The organism is Streptomyces sp. NBC_00358, from assembly GCF_036099295.1.
Lineage (GTDB): Bacteria > Actinomycetota > Actinomycetes > Streptomycetales > Streptomycetaceae > Streptomyces.
Genome location: NZ_CP107976.1, coordinates 5659821 through 5675245, shown reverse-complemented (window position 1 = coordinate 5675245; position 15425 = coordinate 5659821). Strand labels below are relative to the sequence as shown.

General features: G+C 70.5%; 12 protein-coding genes. 4 read left to right on the top strand and 8 right to left on the bottom strand.

Going from position 1 to position 15425, the window contains the following annotated elements; all coding sequences use genetic code 11:
- Nucleotides 1–225: 225 nt before the first annotated feature.
- A complete protein-coding gene (locus OHT01_RS24195) occupies nt 226–792 on the top strand; it encodes a DJ-1/PfpI family protein (RefSeq protein ID WP_328555211.1) in 567 nt (188 codons plus the stop codon).
- 120 nt (nt 793–912) lie between these two features.
- On the opposite strand, the gene OHT01_RS24190 is transcribed toward OHT01_RS24195, so the two are convergent.
- Both OHT01_RS24190 and OHT01_RS24185 read right to left on the bottom strand, forming a co-directional pair.
- Nucleotides 913–1578 carry an HAD family hydrolase gene (locus OHT01_RS24190; RefSeq protein ID WP_328555210.1) on the bottom strand — a complete coding sequence of 222 codons (666 nt, stop codon included), beginning with the start codon at nt 1576–1578 and terminating at the stop codon, nt 913–915.
- A 74-nt stretch (nt 1579–1652) separates the two neighbouring features.
- On the bottom strand, nt 1653–2168 hold the full coding sequence (locus tag OHT01_RS24185; RefSeq protein WP_328555209.1) for a DUF6912 family protein: 516 nt from the start codon (nt 2166–2168) through the stop codon (nt 1653–1655).
- Nucleotides 2169–2514: 346 nt separating this feature from the next.
- Between OHT01_RS24185 and OHT01_RS24180 the strand changes: the two genes are divergently transcribed.
- Nucleotides 2515–3189, top strand: a complete 675-nt coding sequence (locus tag OHT01_RS24180) for an Rv3235 family protein (protein ID WP_328555208.1) — start codon at nt 2515–2517, stop codon at nt 3187–3189.
- A 139-nt stretch (nt 3190–3328) separates the two neighbouring features.
- Here the strand turns inward: OHT01_RS24180 and secA are convergent, their stop codons facing one another.
- A complete protein-coding gene (gene secA, locus OHT01_RS24175; protein ID WP_328555207.1) occupies nt 3329–6172 on the bottom strand; it encodes a preprotein translocase subunit SecA in 2844 nt (947 codons plus the stop codon).
- Between the two features lie 244 nt (nt 6173–6416).
- Here secA and OHT01_RS24170 point away from each other — a divergent pair, with 244 nt between their 5' ends.
- On the top strand, nt 6417–6983 hold the full coding sequence (locus OHT01_RS24170; protein ID WP_328555206.1) for a GNAT family N-acetyltransferase: 567 nt from the start codon (nt 6417–6419) through the stop codon (nt 6981–6983).
- 136 nt (nt 6984–7119) lie between these two features.
- On the top strand, nt 7120–8373 hold the full coding sequence (locus OHT01_RS24165) for a winged helix-turn-helix domain-containing protein (protein WP_328555205.1): 1254 nt from the start codon (nt 7120–7122) through the stop codon (nt 8371–8373).
- 77 nt (nt 8374–8450) lie between these two features.
- Here OHT01_RS24165 and OHT01_RS24160 read toward each other — a convergent pair whose 3' ends face one another.
- From OHT01_RS24160 to mtrB, 5 genes are all read right to left on the bottom strand, one after another.
- Nucleotides 8451–9197 carry a response regulator transcription factor gene (locus tag OHT01_RS24160; RefSeq protein WP_328555204.1) on the bottom strand — a complete coding sequence of 249 codons (747 nt, stop codon included), beginning with the start codon at nt 9195–9197 and terminating at the stop codon, nt 8451–8453.
- Nucleotides 9198–9402: 205 nt separating this feature from the next.
- Nucleotides 9403–10095 carry a ribosome hibernation-promoting factor, HPF/YfiA family gene (gene hpf / locus OHT01_RS24155; protein WP_389068194.1) on the bottom strand — a complete coding sequence of 231 codons (693 nt, stop codon included), beginning with the start codon at nt 10093–10095 and terminating at the stop codon, nt 9403–9405.
- A gap of 315 nt (nt 10096–10410) precedes the next feature.
- A complete protein-coding gene (locus tag OHT01_RS24150) occupies nt 10411–11337 on the bottom strand; it encodes a ComF family protein (protein WP_328555202.1) in 927 nt (308 codons plus the stop codon).
- Between the two features lie 169 nt (nt 11338–11506).
- A complete protein-coding gene (locus tag OHT01_RS24145) occupies nt 11507–13351 on the bottom strand; it encodes an LpqB family beta-propeller domain-containing protein (RefSeq protein ID WP_405916935.1) in 1845 nt (614 codons plus the stop codon).
- Nucleotides 13341–15425 carry an MtrAB system histidine kinase MtrB gene (gene mtrB, locus OHT01_RS24140; protein ID WP_328555200.1) on the bottom strand — a complete coding sequence of 695 codons (2085 nt, stop codon included), beginning with the start codon at nt 15423–15425 and terminating at the stop codon, nt 13341–13343. Before mtrB ends, OHT01_RS24145 begins: the two co-directional genes overlap by 11 nt.

Below are 15425 nucleotides of genomic sequence, written 5' to 3'. Positions count from 1 at the left end.
CGGGGAGTCGTCATGAGCCGTATGTGTACAAAACCGGGGGTGGAACTTTGACACTATGCACAGGGACGAATAGGGCGATGTCATGCAGTGCGGGCCGACTGCGCGTTACCTTCGTCGTACGGGCGGTGTTCCGCCCCTTGGCGGGTCCCTCCCCCGGAGGCGGGTCGACCGGGACGGCCCACGACCCACGGAACGCGCAAGGACGGCCGACGGGAGCGCAGCACCATGGCAGCGAAGATCCTCATAGTCACCGGCGACGCGGCGGAGTCGCTGGAGGTCCTCTACCCCTACCAGCGCCTGCGCGAGGAGGGGTACGAGGTCCATATCGCCGCCCCCGCGCGCAAGAAGCTGCAGTTCGTGATCCACGACTTCGAGCCCGGCTTCGACACCTACACCGAGAAGCTCGGCTACACCTGGCCCGCGGACCTGTCGTTCGCGGAGGTCGACCCCGGCGCGTACGCGGCCCTGGTCATCCCCGGCGGACGCGCCCCGGAGTACCTCCGCAACGACCTCGAACTCCGCAAGATCCTCAAGTCCTTCTTCGACGCGGACAAGCCGGTGGCCCAGATCTGCCACGGTCCCCTGCTGACCGCGGCCGTCGACGGACTGAGCGGCCGCCGCGTCACGGCGTACCCCGCGCTGGAACTCGACATGCAGGCGGCGGGCGCGACCTTCCAGGACGCGGAGGCCGTCGTCGACGGCACCCTGGTCTCCGCCCGCGCCTGGCCGGACCACTCCGCCTGGATGCGCGAGTTCCTCAAGGTGCTGCGCTCGAAGGCCCCGGTGAACTGACGGACACGACCGTACGAGGCCGGGCACACGGGCTCGCGGTGCGGGCGGGGTGAGGGGCCTGGACGGGGGTGAGGGGCGCGGACGGGCGAGGGGCCTGGACCGGCCCCTGTTCCGCTCTCCTCAGGCCGCCAGCCGCCCGGCCTCCTCGACCGCCTCCTCCAGGCTGTCCACCACGGGAACACCGGCCTCCTCCAGGCTGGCGCGACTGTGCGAACCCCCGGTGTAGAGAACGGCCCCGGCGCCCACGTGCCGTGCGGCCGTAGCGTCGTCCACCGCGTCGCCGATGACCACCACACGGGCCGGCTCGACCCCCGCGATGGCTCCGAGGTGGCGCACCATGTGCTCGGCCTTGCTCCCGCCGGAGGGCCCGGTCCGTCCGTCGACCCGTACGAAGTGCGGCTCGATCCCGAAGCCCCGCACCAGCGGGACCAGGTCCTCGTGCCCGTACATGCTCAGGAGGGACTGGCTGCGGCCCGCGGCCTCCCACCCGGCGAGCAGCTCGGGAACCCCGGCGGTGAGGCCGCACGTCCTGCGGTGCTCGGCGTAGTACCGGTGGAAGGTGTCGTCCATGATCCGCCACTCGGTGTCCGTGGGCAGCCGCCCCATCAGCCGCTCGTAGAACCTGGGCACGGGCACGCAGTACATCGCCCGATACCGCTCCAGCGTGATCGGCTCAAGACCCAGTTCGGCGAAGGCCGCGTTCGTCGCCCCGATGATCGCGTCATTGTCGTGGAACAGCGTGCCGTTCCAGTCCCACACAATGTGCGCGCTTCCTTGCTTCCCCATACCAAGAACGTACCCGCCCCCACTGACAACGCCTCATCGTGGGTGGAAACGGACGGCCGACAGCGGGCGGGCGGCTACTCCCCGAGCCCGACCAGGCTGGGGATCTCCTGCGTGGCGAACCACAGCAGCACGTGGTCCTCGGCCCCGTCGACCACGAACTGGGCGTCGTCGTCCCCGACGTCCGCGGCGCCGAGCGCGGCCGCGGCCGCGGTCACGTCCGCCTCGGCGTCGGGCGAGTCGACATGGACGGCGGCCGCCTTGGCCAGCGGCACGTCCAGGGAGACCCGCACCTCGCCGAGCGCCGCGGGATCGAGCCCCCGGTCGGGGTCGGCCAGCGCGGCCCGGTCCGGCACGTCGACCGCGACGACGACCCGGCGCCGTACGGCCCCCGGATCGACGGCCAGGAGCCGCAATGAGGCCAGCGCGGCACGGCTCAGCGCCGCGTACTCCAGTTCCTCGATGTCGTCGGAGAGATACCACTCGCGCAGGGCGGGCGTGACCGCGTACGCGACGAACGGTCCCGCCTCCAGCTCTCCCGTCTTGTACGCCTCGGCGAGACCGGAGAGGGTCAGGGGGACGTAGACGCGCATGGCTGGCCGCTTTCGTAGTCGGGGCTCCGAGGATCACGCGGTCCGGGCACTCCGGGGAGGGCGGTCCCGCGCCTCCGGGGAGGGCCTTCAGGATACGTGCGGGCGTCCCCTTTCGAGTTCCCGGCCGCACCCTCCGAGGCGTCCACCCCGGGCCCGTGATTCACCCGGTGCACCCCTTTGCCGCCAAGGGCTCCGTCCCTCCCGGTCACCCTGATAGGTGAACTCTCCGGCCGCCGCGACGCGGGCCGACCGTCCTTGCGCGGGCCCGCTCCCGCCTCGTACAAGATCCCCAACACGAAAGTTACCGACTGGTATCAACCGGTCCGACGACGAGCGGGGACGACGAATGAACAAGGTGATGACCAGGACCCGGCGCCACCCGGGCGGCCGTCCGCCCGGCCGTCAGGACACCCGGCACCCCGGCGGCACCCCACCCCGCAACCCGGGCACCCCCGCCAGGCCCCCGCGCGAAGGCCCGCCGCAGGACGCGGGCTCACCCCCTGCCGGAACCCCGACCGGCCTGTCGTCCACGCGGCCCACGGACCACCCGGTTCCGGCGGGGACGCGAGCCCCGGGCCGACCGCCGGCGGTCCCGGGCGGCAATCGGCCTCCGGCGACGGCGCGGGGCGGTGCACGGCCGCTCAGCCCGGCGGACGCCGGGGCACCGCGCCGCCCCGCACCACAGCCCCGCCCCACCGACGTCTTCGCCGAGCGTCTGCTGGCCGTACTGAGCGGGGCACGTCCCGTCCACTGCATGCTGCGCCACACCGCGGGCCGCGCTTACGACGAACTGGCCTGGCTCGCCGAGCGCGGCCCCCTGCGCACCCGCGGCGCCCGTCCCGTCGTACGGGACATCGGCTACTACGTCGCCCGCCCCGGCGCCGTCGAGGCCTTCGCCCGGATCGGCGCGGGCGACCAGCTCCGCGCCATGGCCTTCCGGCTGGAACAGGGCCCCGACCTCCGCTGGCGGTGCACGGCGATCGAACTCGGCGGCCCCCGCATGCCCGACCCGAACGGCTGAACGTCTGAACGTCTGGACGGTTCAACGGCTCCGGCTCGTGGCCCCGGTGAATGGGAAGGGCCGGGCACCAGGTGCCCGGCCCTTCCCATTCACCGGTCGCGCGCGGCGGCAGTCACCGGCCGCCGCCCGCGACCCTCACTCACTTCTTGCGGCGACGCGAGGCGCCCTTGGCCTGCTTGCGGCGCTCCGCGCGCGTGAGGCCGTCCGCCTCGGAGCGCACCGGCTCGTCGTCGCTGGCGAAGTCACCCTCGATGACACCGCCCTCGCCGTCCACGGTCGGCGCGGAGAAGTGCAGCCGGTCCGGCCGCTGCGGGGCGTCGAGCCCCTTGGCACGGATCTCGGGTCGCATCCCGCCCGCGGGGACCGCTTCCTTCTTGGCGAGGGACGGCGCGGAGTCCTCGACCAGGACCTCCTCGACCTGCTGCTCGACCTGGACCTCCAGGTTGAACAGGTAGCCGACGGACTCCTCCTTGATGCCGTCCATCATGGCGCCGAACATGTCGAAGCCCTCGCGCTGGTACTCGACCAGCGGGTCCTTCTGGGCCATCGCACGCAGGCCGATGCCCTCCTGGAGATAGTCCATCTCGTAGAGGTGCTCGCGCCACTTGCGGTCCAGGACCGACAGCACGACCCGGCGCTCCAGCTCACGCATGATCTCGGAGCCGAGCTGCTCCTCGCGGGCCGCGTACTGGTCGTGGATGTCGTCCTTGATGGACTCGGAGATGAACTCGGCGGTCAGACCGGCACGGTCGCCGACCGTCTCCTCCATCTCGTCGACGGTGACCTTCACCGGGTAGAGCTGCTTGAAGGCGCCCCACAGCCGGTCGAGGTCCCACTCCTCGGCGAAGCCCTCGGCGGTCTCGGCCCCGATGTAGGCGTCGATGGTGTCGTTCATGAAGTGCTGGATCTGCTCCTCGAGGTCCTCGCCCTCCAGGACGCGACGGCGCTCGCCGTAGATGACCTCGCGCTGCCGGTTGAGCACCTCGTCGTACTTCAGGACGTTCTTGCGGGTCTCGAAGTTCTGCTGCTCGACCTGCGACTGGGCGGACGCGATCGCGCGCGTGACCATCTTGTTCTCGATCGGCACGTCGTCCGGCACGTTCGCCATCGACATGACGCGCTCGACCATCTGCGCCTTGAACAGGCGCATCAGGTCGTCGCCCAGCGAAAGGTAGAAACGGGACTCGCCCGGGTCGCCCTGTCGGCCGGAACGACCGCGAAGCTGGTTGTCGATACGCCGCGACTCGTGGCGCTCGGTGCCGAGCACGTAGAGGCCGCCGAGGTCCTTGACCTCTTCGAACTCCGCCTTCACCGCCTTCTCGGCACGCTCCATGGCTGCCGGCAGGGCGTGCGCCCACTCCTCGATGTGCTCCTCGGGGTCGAGGCCGCGCTGGCGCAGCTCCGCCTCGGCGAGGTCGTCGGGGTTGCCGCCGAGCTTGATGTCGGTACCACGGCCGGCCATGTTGGTGGCGACGGTCACGGCGCCCTTGCGGCCGGCCTGGGCGATGATCGGCGCCTCACGGTCGTGCTGCTTCGCGTTCAGCACCTCGTGCTGGATACCGCGCTTGGAGAGCTGCTGCGAGAGGTACTCCGACTTCTCGACCGAGGTGGTGCCGACCAGGATCGGCTGGCCCTTCTCGTGCTTCTCGGCGATGTCGTCGACGACCGCCTCGAACTTGGCGACCTCGGTGCGGTAGATCAGGTCGGACTGGTCCTTGCGGACCATCGGCCGGTTGGTCGGGATCGGGACGACGCCGAGCTTGTAGATCTGGTGGAACTCGGCGGCCTCGGTCATCGCCGTACCGGTCATGCCGGAGAGACCCGGCATTTCCTTGCCGTCGTGGTCGTGGCGCTTGTAGAGGCGGAAGAAGTTCTGGAGGGTGATCGTGGCGAGCGTCTGGTTCTCGTCCTTGATGTCGACCCCTTCCTTCGCCTCGATCGCCTGGTGCATGCCCTCGTTGTAGCGGCGGCCGGCGAGGATACGGCCGGTGTGCTCATCGACGATCATGACTTCGCCGTCGATGACGACGTAGTCCTTGTCCTTCTTGAACAGTTCCTTCGCCTTGATGGCGTTGTTCAGGTAACCGACGAGCGGGGTGTTCACCGACTCGTAGAGGTTGTCGATGCCCAGCCAGTCCTCGACCTTGGCGACGCCGGGCTCGTGGATGGCGACGGTGCGCTTCTTCTCGTCGACCTCGTAGTCGCCGGTCTCCTCGATGCCCTTCAGGGAGTTGCCGGGCTCGCCCTTCTTGAGGCGGGTGACCAGCTTCGCGAAGTCGCCGTACCACTTGGTGGCCTGGTCCGCCGGGCCCGAGATGATCAGCGGCGTACGGGCCTCGTCGACGAGGATGGAGTCGACCTCGTCGACGATGGCGAAGTTGTGGCCGCGCTGGACGAGCTCGTCCTGGGCCCACGCCATGTTGTCGCGCAGGTAGTCGAAGCCGAACTCGTTGTTCGTGCCATAGGTGATGTCGCACGCGTACTGCTCGCGGCGCTGGGCCGGAGTCATGTTGGCGAGGATGCAGCCGACCTCGAGGCCGAGGAACTTGTGGACGCGGCCCATCATTTCGGAGTCGCGCTCGGCCAGGTAGTCGTTGACCGTGATGAGGTGGACGCCGGCTCCGGAGAGGGCGTTCAGATACGCGGGCAGGGTGCCGACGAGCGTCTTGCCCTCACCGGTCTTCATCTCCGCGACATAGCCGAGGTGGAGCGCGGCGCCACCCATCATCTGCACGTCGTAGTGACGCTGGCCAAGGGCGCGCTTGGCAGCCTCACGGACGGTGGCGAAAGCCTCGGGCAGCAGGTCGTCGAGGCTTTCGCCGTCGGCGTACCGCTGCTTGTACTCATCGGTGAGGGCCCTCAGCTCGGCGTCGGAGAGGTTGACGAAGTCCTCTTCGATGGAGTTGACCTGGTCCGCGATGCGGTGCAGTTTGCGCAGGATCTTGCCTTCGCCTGCACGCATGATCTTTGAGAGGACGGACACGGGGGTTTGTCTCCTTGCCGGTCGGGCCTGGGACGGTCGGTTTCAATGACAGTTTCAAATCACAGCTTGAGCAACGGCCATCGTAAGCGAGGACCGCACCACGCCGGGAGGCCTGCCCGTGACAGCCACTAGGACAACGGGCAGGGGTCGCCGAAGGTGCCGCATCCGCACAGCGAAAAGTAGCGAACCGCTCACTCAGGGCAAAGGAATGGCGTCCTTTCGGATGCCCGAGCAGAATCGGCCGATGGACCCCGTCACGCTCACCACCGACCGTCTGCTCCTGCGCGCCGTGGGGGTGGACGACACCGACGCCGTCTACGAGGCCGCCCAGGACCCCGACATCCAGCGCTGGACCACGATCCCGTCGCCCTATCTGCGCGAGCACGCGACCGGCTTCACGGACCAGATAGTGCCCGAAGGCTGGGCGGACGGCTCCGCCTTCGCCTTCGGCGTCTTCCTCCCTTCCGGGGAACTGGTGGGCATGGTCGCCATCACGATGCGCTCGCTGGGCGTCGGCGAGGTCGGCTACTGGGCGACGAAGGAGCACCGCGGCAACGGCTATATCGCCGAGGCCGTCGTCGCCACTTCGCGCTGGGCCTTCACGGACCTGTCCGTCGACCGCGTCGAATGGCGGGCCGAGGTCGGCAACGCCGGTTCCCGCGCGGTCGCCGAACGCGCCGGTTTCACCGTCGAGGGGACCCTGCGCTCGGCCATCAACAACAAGGGCGTCCGCAGGGACTGCTGGGTGGGCTCGCTGCTCCCCTCGGACCTGGAGCTCCCGTCGACGGCGCCGTACCTGCCGGCCAGGTGAGAGCCGGACCGCTCCCGGCGACCGGTCCCGCCCGGTCCCGCCCGGTTCCTGCGCCGGTTCTCGAACCCGGGCCCCCCGGGCCGGCGCGGTCGCCCTGCCCGGACCCGTTGTCAGTGGCACCGCCTAACGTGTGGGCATGACGAGTCTCCCGCGTCCCACCACCGAACTCTCCGCGGACGAAGCCCGCCGGATCGTCCTGCGGGCGCAGGGTTTCCTGGGCGCCCCGGATCACCGGGCGGGTGTCCGCGGAGTCCTGCGGCACCTCGGCGCGGTCCAGCTCGACACCATCTCCGTCCTCGCCCGCTCGCACGAACTGATTCCGTACGCCCGTCTCGGTGCCGTCGGCCGCAAGACCGTCGAGCAGGCCTACTGGACGTCCGCACCGCCCGCAGGCACGGTCCCGGCACCGCACGCCTTCGAGTACTGGTCCCACGCGGCCTGCATCCTGCCCGTGGAGGAGTGGCCCCACTTCGCGTTCCGCCGCCGCGCCTACCGCGCCCGCCCGCACTGGAACCACGACCTGCCCGACGGCGCCTACGACCAGGTCGTCAAGCAGTTGCGCGCCGAGGGCCCCCTCACGGCCACGGACCTGGGCGGGGCGAAGAAGACCAGCGAGTGGTGGGACTGGTCGGGCACCAAGGTCGCCGTCGAACGCGCGCTGATGTACGGCGAGGTGGTGTGCGTGGAGCGGCGCGGCTGGAAGCGGGTCTACGACCTCGCGGAGCGCGCCGTCCCCGAACCGCTGCTGCACGACGACCTGGACGACACGGAGTGCCTGCGCCGTCTCGTGCGTCTCGCCGGCCGGTCCCTGGGTGTCGGCACCCGCGCGGACATCGCCGACTACCACCGTCTCAAGCTCGAACAGGTCGACGCGGTGATCGCGGACTCGGGCCTGGTACCGGTGACGGTGGAGGGCTGGGGCCGGTCCACGGCCGCGAAGGGCGGTGCGAGAAGCCCCGGCGGAAGACCTGCCGGAGACGCCTGGGCGGACCCGGTGGCGCTGGAGACGGTCCCGCGCGGCCGCCACCGTACGACGCTGCTGTCTCCGTTCGACTCCCTCATCTGGGAGCGGGCGCGCACGGAGCGGATCTTCGATTTCACCCACCGCCTGGAGGCGTACACGCCGAAGCCGAAGCGGATCCACGGTTACTTCGCGATGCCGGTGCTCGCGGGCGGCCGGCTCGTCGGCCGGGTGGACCCGGCCCGGGAGGGCCGCACCCTGGTCGTCAGGCAGGTCACCCTGGACGGCGCCAAGGCGGTCCCGGCGGTGGCTCAGGCCCTGGCGGAGGCCGCGAGCTGGGTGGACTGCACGGATGTACGGGTCGAGCGGGTGGACGCCCCGGACCTGCGCGAGCCGCTCGTCGAGGAGCTCGTCCGCATCCTGGGCTGATGCCCGGCGAGGTTTTCGGGGGCCATGGGCCGCGGTGCGGGCGCGGGGGAAGGCCCGGCGTCGTCCTCGGGCGACGCCTAGCGGATCTCTAGGATCTTCTCCCGCATCGCGTAGACCACCGCCTCCATCCTGGAGTGCAGCTGCAGCTTCTCCAGGATGTTGCGTACATGGTTCTTCACGGTGTTCTCGGAGATGAACAGTTCCTTGGCGATGTCCCGGTTGTTCATTCCCGTGGCCACGAGCTTGAGGACCTCCAGCTCGCGATCCGTGAGCCGCGGCGCGGGCACCAGCCGGCGCTCGTCCGTCCGCTGGATCATCGACTTGAACTCGGTGAGGAGTTTCGACGCCATCGAGGGGCTGATCTGCGACTGCCCGTCGGCCACCGCGCGAATGGCCGTGGCCACCTCGTCCGTGGAGATCTCCTTGAGGAGGTACCCGGTGGCGCCCGCCTTGATCGCGTCGTAGAGGTCGGCCTCCTCGTCGCTGATCGTCAGCATGATGATCTTCGCGCTGGGAGCCACCTCCTTGATGGAGGTGCACGCCTCGATACCGCCGCGCTTGGGCATCCGTACGTCCATCAGCACGATGTCGGGCAGCAGGTCGGCGGCCTTGTCGACCGCCTCCGCCCCGTCCCCCGCCTCACCGACGACCTGGATGTCCTCCTCGGCCGCGAGCACGATCTCCAGACCGCGGCGGAAGAGGGCGTGATCGTCCACGACAAGGACCCGGATGGGCTCCTTGCGTGAAGTGCCCACGTCCAGGCCGGTGGCGACGACCGGGTCGTCGGCATCACCGGCACGCATCGGTCCGAAGCTGTCCGCCATCGTTCCTCCCCCTGAAGGCCGTGGCCTGTGTTTCCGTGCCATCGCCAACCCAAGGCAACGGCCCACCGGTTGGGCCGGTCCGGCCATGATTCCATGTCCGGACGGCGGCGGGGTGACGGAGCGGGACGTGAAGTGGTCGCACACCGGTGCCCCTGGGGGCGCACTCGCGCTCCAGGGGCACCGGCTCAGCCGTCACCGGGGATGGTCAGCCGCCGAGCGCGCCGCCCGGCGCGTCCGCTCCGCCCTGGGTGACCATCGGGTCCGTGCTGAGGTGGATGACGCCGTAGTCGTAGGCGTGACGTCGGTAGACGACGCTGGGCTCCTTTGTCTCGGAGTCGACGAAGAGGTAGAAGTCGTGCCCGACCAGCTCCATTTCGTAGAGCGCCTGGTCGAGTGTCATCGGTGCGGCCACATGGGTCTTCTCGCGAACGACACAGGGGCCTTCGCCCATGATCTCGAGAGAGCCGATCTTCTTGGTGGGCACAGCGTCCGGCTCATCGTCGTGGACGACGCTGCCGTTGCCGTTCAGCGTCGCGGCACCCGGGACGACGTCGGCGACCTCGGCTGCCGAGATCCTGCCGTTGCCGCGGCGGGTGTAGCGCTTGTCGTGCTGCTTGCGAAGCCTGGCCTCGAGCTTGTCCGCGGCCAGGTCGAGTGCTGCATACGCGTCGCTTGCCGCTGCCTCCGCCCGGATCACCGGTCCGCGGGAGTGGAGCGTGATCTCCACCCGGTCACTGCGGTCGGCCTGTCGGGGGTTGGGCTCCTTGGACACCTCGACGTCGAGGCTGATCACCTTGCCATCGAGCTTCTGGATCTTCTCCAGCTTCAGCTTCTCGGCCACGTGCTTGCGGAACCGCTCGGGCACCTCGGTCTTGCGGCCCTTGACGACGATGTCCACGCAGAACTCCGTTCCCGGATAGCCCCGCTCCACTGGCGGAGCATCTCCCTTTTGCACCAGGTTCCGGTGAGCACCGGAACCTCGGACTCGGTGACTTTCACCTCCTCCTCCCCCAAGGACAAGATCTCCACCCCACCGATGCGGGTGATTGCTGAAAACCCACGGTTCGGCACTCGGATGCGTGAGGTTCGGCCTGCGCCATTGCCTCACAACCGAACATATCTCGCCCGGACGGATGTCGTCACCCTCTACTGATACGTACCTCCGTTCAGGTGAATTGACCCACTCATTACCTGCAACGATGCAAGTTCTCAGTCAGTTCCGGTTTATTTCGAAAGCGTCCGGCGAGGCAGCGACCACCGCCGAGCAGACCGTGTCGCTGTTCTTTCCTCCGGCCTGCTCCCTACCCGCGTTTCGCCCGCACACCTCCGACCGCCCCGTCCTCTCACCCGTCCATCGCAGCGCCCGGGCACCCGACTGAGCTGCCCGTACGGCCCGCGCCGCCTCCGCCAGCGACGCCCCCGTCGTCATCAGGTCGTCCACCAGCACGACCCGGCCTCCCTCTGCCAGCAGCCGCTCGCCCCCGGCGACGACCTCCAGGGCGTCCGCCAGGTTCTCCAGCCGCTGCCGGGAGTTCAGCCTCGACTGGTCGGCCACGTCTCGCCGCTGCCGCAGCACGCCGAGCACCCGCGCGGGCGTTCCCGTGCGCCGCAGTTCACCCGCCGCCGCGAGCGCGATGCGTCGCGCCGGGTCGTGCCCGCGCGCCCGAACCGCCCGCCGCGCCGACGGCACCGGCACGAGCAGGACGGGCCCGTCTCCCGTCCCGGCCGCCCGGACCTCCGCGCCACCGCTCTCCCACCCGTCCCGCCCGCCCCACACTTCCCCCTTCCCGAGCCTCAGCCGCCCCTGCGGAGCCATGAACCGCCCGCCCGGACCAGGACGCCGTACCGACGCCAGACCCGCGCGTACAGCCCCCGCGAGGGCCGTTCCCAGGGGTGCCGCCAGTGCCAGCGCACCCCGTTCCTTGTGGGCGAGGAGCGCGGCCCGCACCTCGTCCTCATAGGGAGCCGCCGCGTGCACCACGGGCAGCCCCGCCGGTTCGGGCACCGGTCGCACCCGGCACGGCGCGGCCCCGCTCAGGGCGGCACGGCACTCGGGGCAGAGCACCGCGCGAGGCCTCCCGCAGCCTCCGCACTCGGCCGGCAGCACCAGATCCGTGAGGTCCCGCCACCACCCCCGCATGTCCACCACTGTGCCAACACCCGGCCGGACCGGCCACCCCTGTGGACAACCGCCTGTGGACAACTCCCGGGCAGGCGCGCGGGACCGCGCGCAAGGACGCGGACGGCCCTCGATACGGCGGTGGGCCCGCCCGGAAACCGGACGGGCCCACGGCCGAGAACACACGGCGCTACCCGGGATACACCGGCGCCGTCCCGTCCTGGACCACCTTCTGCCACTGCTCCCCCGCCGACAGCCGCACGATCCCGTCCGTATCCGAGTGCGCCACCAGCGGCAACTGCTCGTCCTCGGACGCGGCGATCTCCTTGACGTTGGCCAGCGCGGAGGGCGAGGTGCCCATCGGGGTGGAACCGTCGACCTGCACGTACTGCATCTGCTGCACGCCGCCCTTCTCGCTGCCGACCACGACGAGGCGGCTGTCACCGGCCCAGGACATGGCCGTGACCTCCTCCAGCTGGGGTGCGACGGAGCGCGGTTCGAAGACGTACGCGCCGGCGGCCTCCCCGGGCTTGGAACGCTCGATGCGCCCGATCTGCAGCGAGCTCTTGCCGTCCTTCTCGACGATCAGCGCGATGCGCACGCCGTCCGCGGCCACCCGCACCGCCTCGACACGTCCGTCGAGTCCCGGCGTCTGGACGGCGATCGGCTCGCCCGCGCCCTTCTGCAGCAGAAGCAGCCGGGGGTTCTTCGGGTCGCGGTCGGCCACCCACAGGTCCCCTCTCGCGTCCCAGCTGGGCGTCGTCAGCCGGTCGTCGGCCGTCGCGCCCTGGCTGCGCAGCACCGGCTCGGCGAGCGAACCGCCCGACACCAGCGACCCGACGTACAGGTTCCGGCCGTCGGACGACACCCCGGCCGCGCTGCTCTCGTCCCGCGACACCGCGGCCGCCCGCAGCTTCTTGCCGCCCTCGCCCAGCGCTCCGGGCACCGGCTCGGGCTTCTTGTCACGGTTGCCGCCGGGCATCCGTACGAGCCGCTGGTCGTGGTCGATGAAGTACTGGTACTCCGGGTGCTCGCCCGTACCGTGCGAGGCGACACCCTCGGCCCCGGCCTTGTTCAGCACGCACAGCTGCGAGCCGTCCGACCTCTGCAGCTCCACCTCGTCGACCCCGGTGGGGGTCAGATCCCGCAGGGTGAGGAGGAGCTGGGCCGCCATCTGCCTGCACTGGGGGCCCCCGACCCGGTCGGCCCTCGCGTTGAGCGGCACCGTGACGCTGTTGCGGTCGTCGGGCGACAGCGACACGTCGCTGTTCTTCAGTTCCGTGCCGGAGGGGAAGCTCGACCTGACCACCGGGTCCAGCCAGGTCGTCGGCCCCTTCAGGAGGGCGCGCACGATCTGGGTCATCGGATCCACCTGCGCGCGCACATAGACCGGGTCGGCGACGGTCCCCAGCGGCCGGCCGGCCCCGGAGGTCCCGTTCGAAGCGTAGAAGTACTTGTTCACGGACACGTAGTTCCGCTGGAAGTCGGAGGTGCCCATCACGACACCCTGCGGCAGTCCGTCGATGCGCCACTGCTTGGTGCTCTTCAGCTTGGTCAGGTGCACCGATCCGCTGTACGCGCCGGAGTCGGGCCCGTACGCGTGCCGGACGTCGACCGTGGCGATCTTGCTGCCGTTCAGCCGGAACAGGGCGTCGCGACCGTCCTCCTTGGTGCCCGAGGGCATGCCCACGGGCTCCGGCGCGTCCGCGAGGACCGTCGTCGAGTGGTACGGATCCCACGTCTTGCGCGCGCTGTCGGTGAGGTACTTGCCGGCCGTCTCGTACTTGGCGTCGTCGCTGGTCAGCGCCTCCAGGAAGCCCTGCACGATCTGCGCCGCCGAGGCACCGGGGTGCGGCGGCATGGCGTAGACGCGAACCTGCGTGTCCTGACGCGGCGTGGACTCCACCCCGCTCAGACCCCCGCTGTCCGGCATCGAGGCGCACCCCGTAAGCAGCAGGGCTCCACAGCCCAGATACACCACGACGCGCACCGGACGGCGTCCGCGGACGCCGCTCCCCCCGCGGTCAGCGCCCACGAAATGCCTCCCCATGTCCGAGCTCCTCCGGCGTCTCGCCGTCCCGCCCCCGCTCCTGTGCGGTCCGTTCCCGGCCCGTGCCGGATGTCTCCTCCTGGCGGCGCAGTGCTCCGGCCGGCCGGGGCACCACGCGCGCGCCGTTGCCCGGCAGCGCCGTCGGGTCGGCCGTGGGCGAGGCCCCGGCCAGCCGTGGGGCCATGGCCCCACGCGGTGGTACCGGACCGGTCCCTGCCCCGGGCTGCTGCACGGGAACCGTGGCCAGCTTCGTGGCGCCGCCGTGCGGCAGACCGGCGTCGTCGAGACCGCGGTTGCGCCGGGAGTCCTTGGGCTCCAGGGGTATCGGTGACCCCCTGAGCGGCTCGTCGGCCGTACGCGGCAGGGTCAGCCGGAACTGCGAACCGCCGCCGGGCTCGCCCCAGGCCTGCAGCCAGCCGCCGTGCAGCCGTGCGTCCTCCAGGGCGATGGACAGCCCGAGCCCCGTGCCGCCGGTCGTACGCGCGCGTGCCGGGTCGGCCCGCCAGAAGCGGCTGAACACCCGGGTCGCCTCGCCCGGCTTCAGTCCGACGCCGTAGTCGCGGACCGCGATCGCGACCGCTCCGCCCGCCGCGGCGAGCTTGACGACGACGTCCTTGCCCTCACCGTGTTCCACGGCGTTGACGACGAGGTTGCGCAGCACCCGCTCGACCCGCCGGGCGTCCGCCTCGGCGATCAACGGCTGCTGGTCACCGACGACACGTATGTGCGTGCCCTTGCGCTCGGCGAGCGGCTCGGCTCCGCCGACCACCCGTCGTACGACTTCCCTGAGGTCGATCGCGTCGGCCTCCAGGGCCGCCGCGCCCGCGTCGAACCGGCTGATCTCCAGCAGGTCGGCGAGCAGCGTCTCGAACCGGTCCAGCTGGTCGGCGAGCAGCTCGGCCGACCGCGCGGTCACCGGGTCGAAGTCCACCCGCGCGTCGTGGATGACGTCGGCGGCCATCCGCACGGTGGTCAGCGGTGTGCGCAGCTCGTGCGACACGTCGGACACGAACCGTCGCTGCATGCGTGAGAGGTCCTCCAGCTGCTGGATCTTGAGCTGGAGGTTCTGCGCCATCTTGTTGAACGCCTCGCCGAGGCGCGCGATGTCGTCCTCGCCGGTGACCTTCATACGTTCCTGGAGGCGTCCGGCGGAGAGCCGCTCGGCGATCCCGGCCGCCATCCGTACCGGTGTGACGACCTGGCGCACCACGAGCCAGGCGATGGCCCCGAGGAGCACCACGACGAACAGTCCGGCCGTCGCGAGCGTCCCCTTGACCAGGCTCAGCGACTTCTCCTCCTGCGTCAGCGGGAAGAGGTAGTAGAGCTGGTACGTGTGTCCGTTGGGGTCGTTGACCTGCTTGCCGATGACCAGCGCCGGCTGGGACTCCCGGCCGTCCTTGTAGACGACACGGGTGTAGCTCTGTGCCGCGGCCGTGGTCCTGTCGACCCTGGCGCGCAGGTCCTCGGGCACGCTGACCGTCGGGTCGACCTGATCCGAGTACCGGGGCGCGAGGCCGGCGTTGCCGTCGCCCGACGCCGTGGAGTTGAGCGTCACTACGTCGAAAGCGCCCTGCCCACCGCTGGACAGGGACACGACGAGGTCGGTCATCCACTGGCTGACGTTCTTCGACGGGCGGCCGTCGGCGCCCGTACCGTCGTCGCCGTTCGCCGTCGCCGCCGAGTCGGCCTTCTGCTTGGCCACCGAGAAACCACCGGTGGCCTGGCTCTGCGAGGCCTTCACCTTGGCGTCCAGCAGACCGTTGCGCACCTGCCCGATCACGACGAAGCCGAGCAGCAGGACGACGCCCATCGACATCAGCAGGGTCGTCGCCACGATCTTGAGCTGGATGTTGCGCCGCCACAGCCGCATGACGGGCAGCAGCGGACGACGCACCCAGCGTATGAGCAGCCGGAGGACCGGGCTGCCCTGGACTCCGCCCTGGAGCAGCCCGCCCTCGAAGAATCGTTCCCAGCGGGAGCCCGTCATTTTCCGGCCGACAGGCCGCCCCGAACGGTCCCCCTGCTCAGCGGGCGCCGAAGCGGCACTGTCCCGTGACAT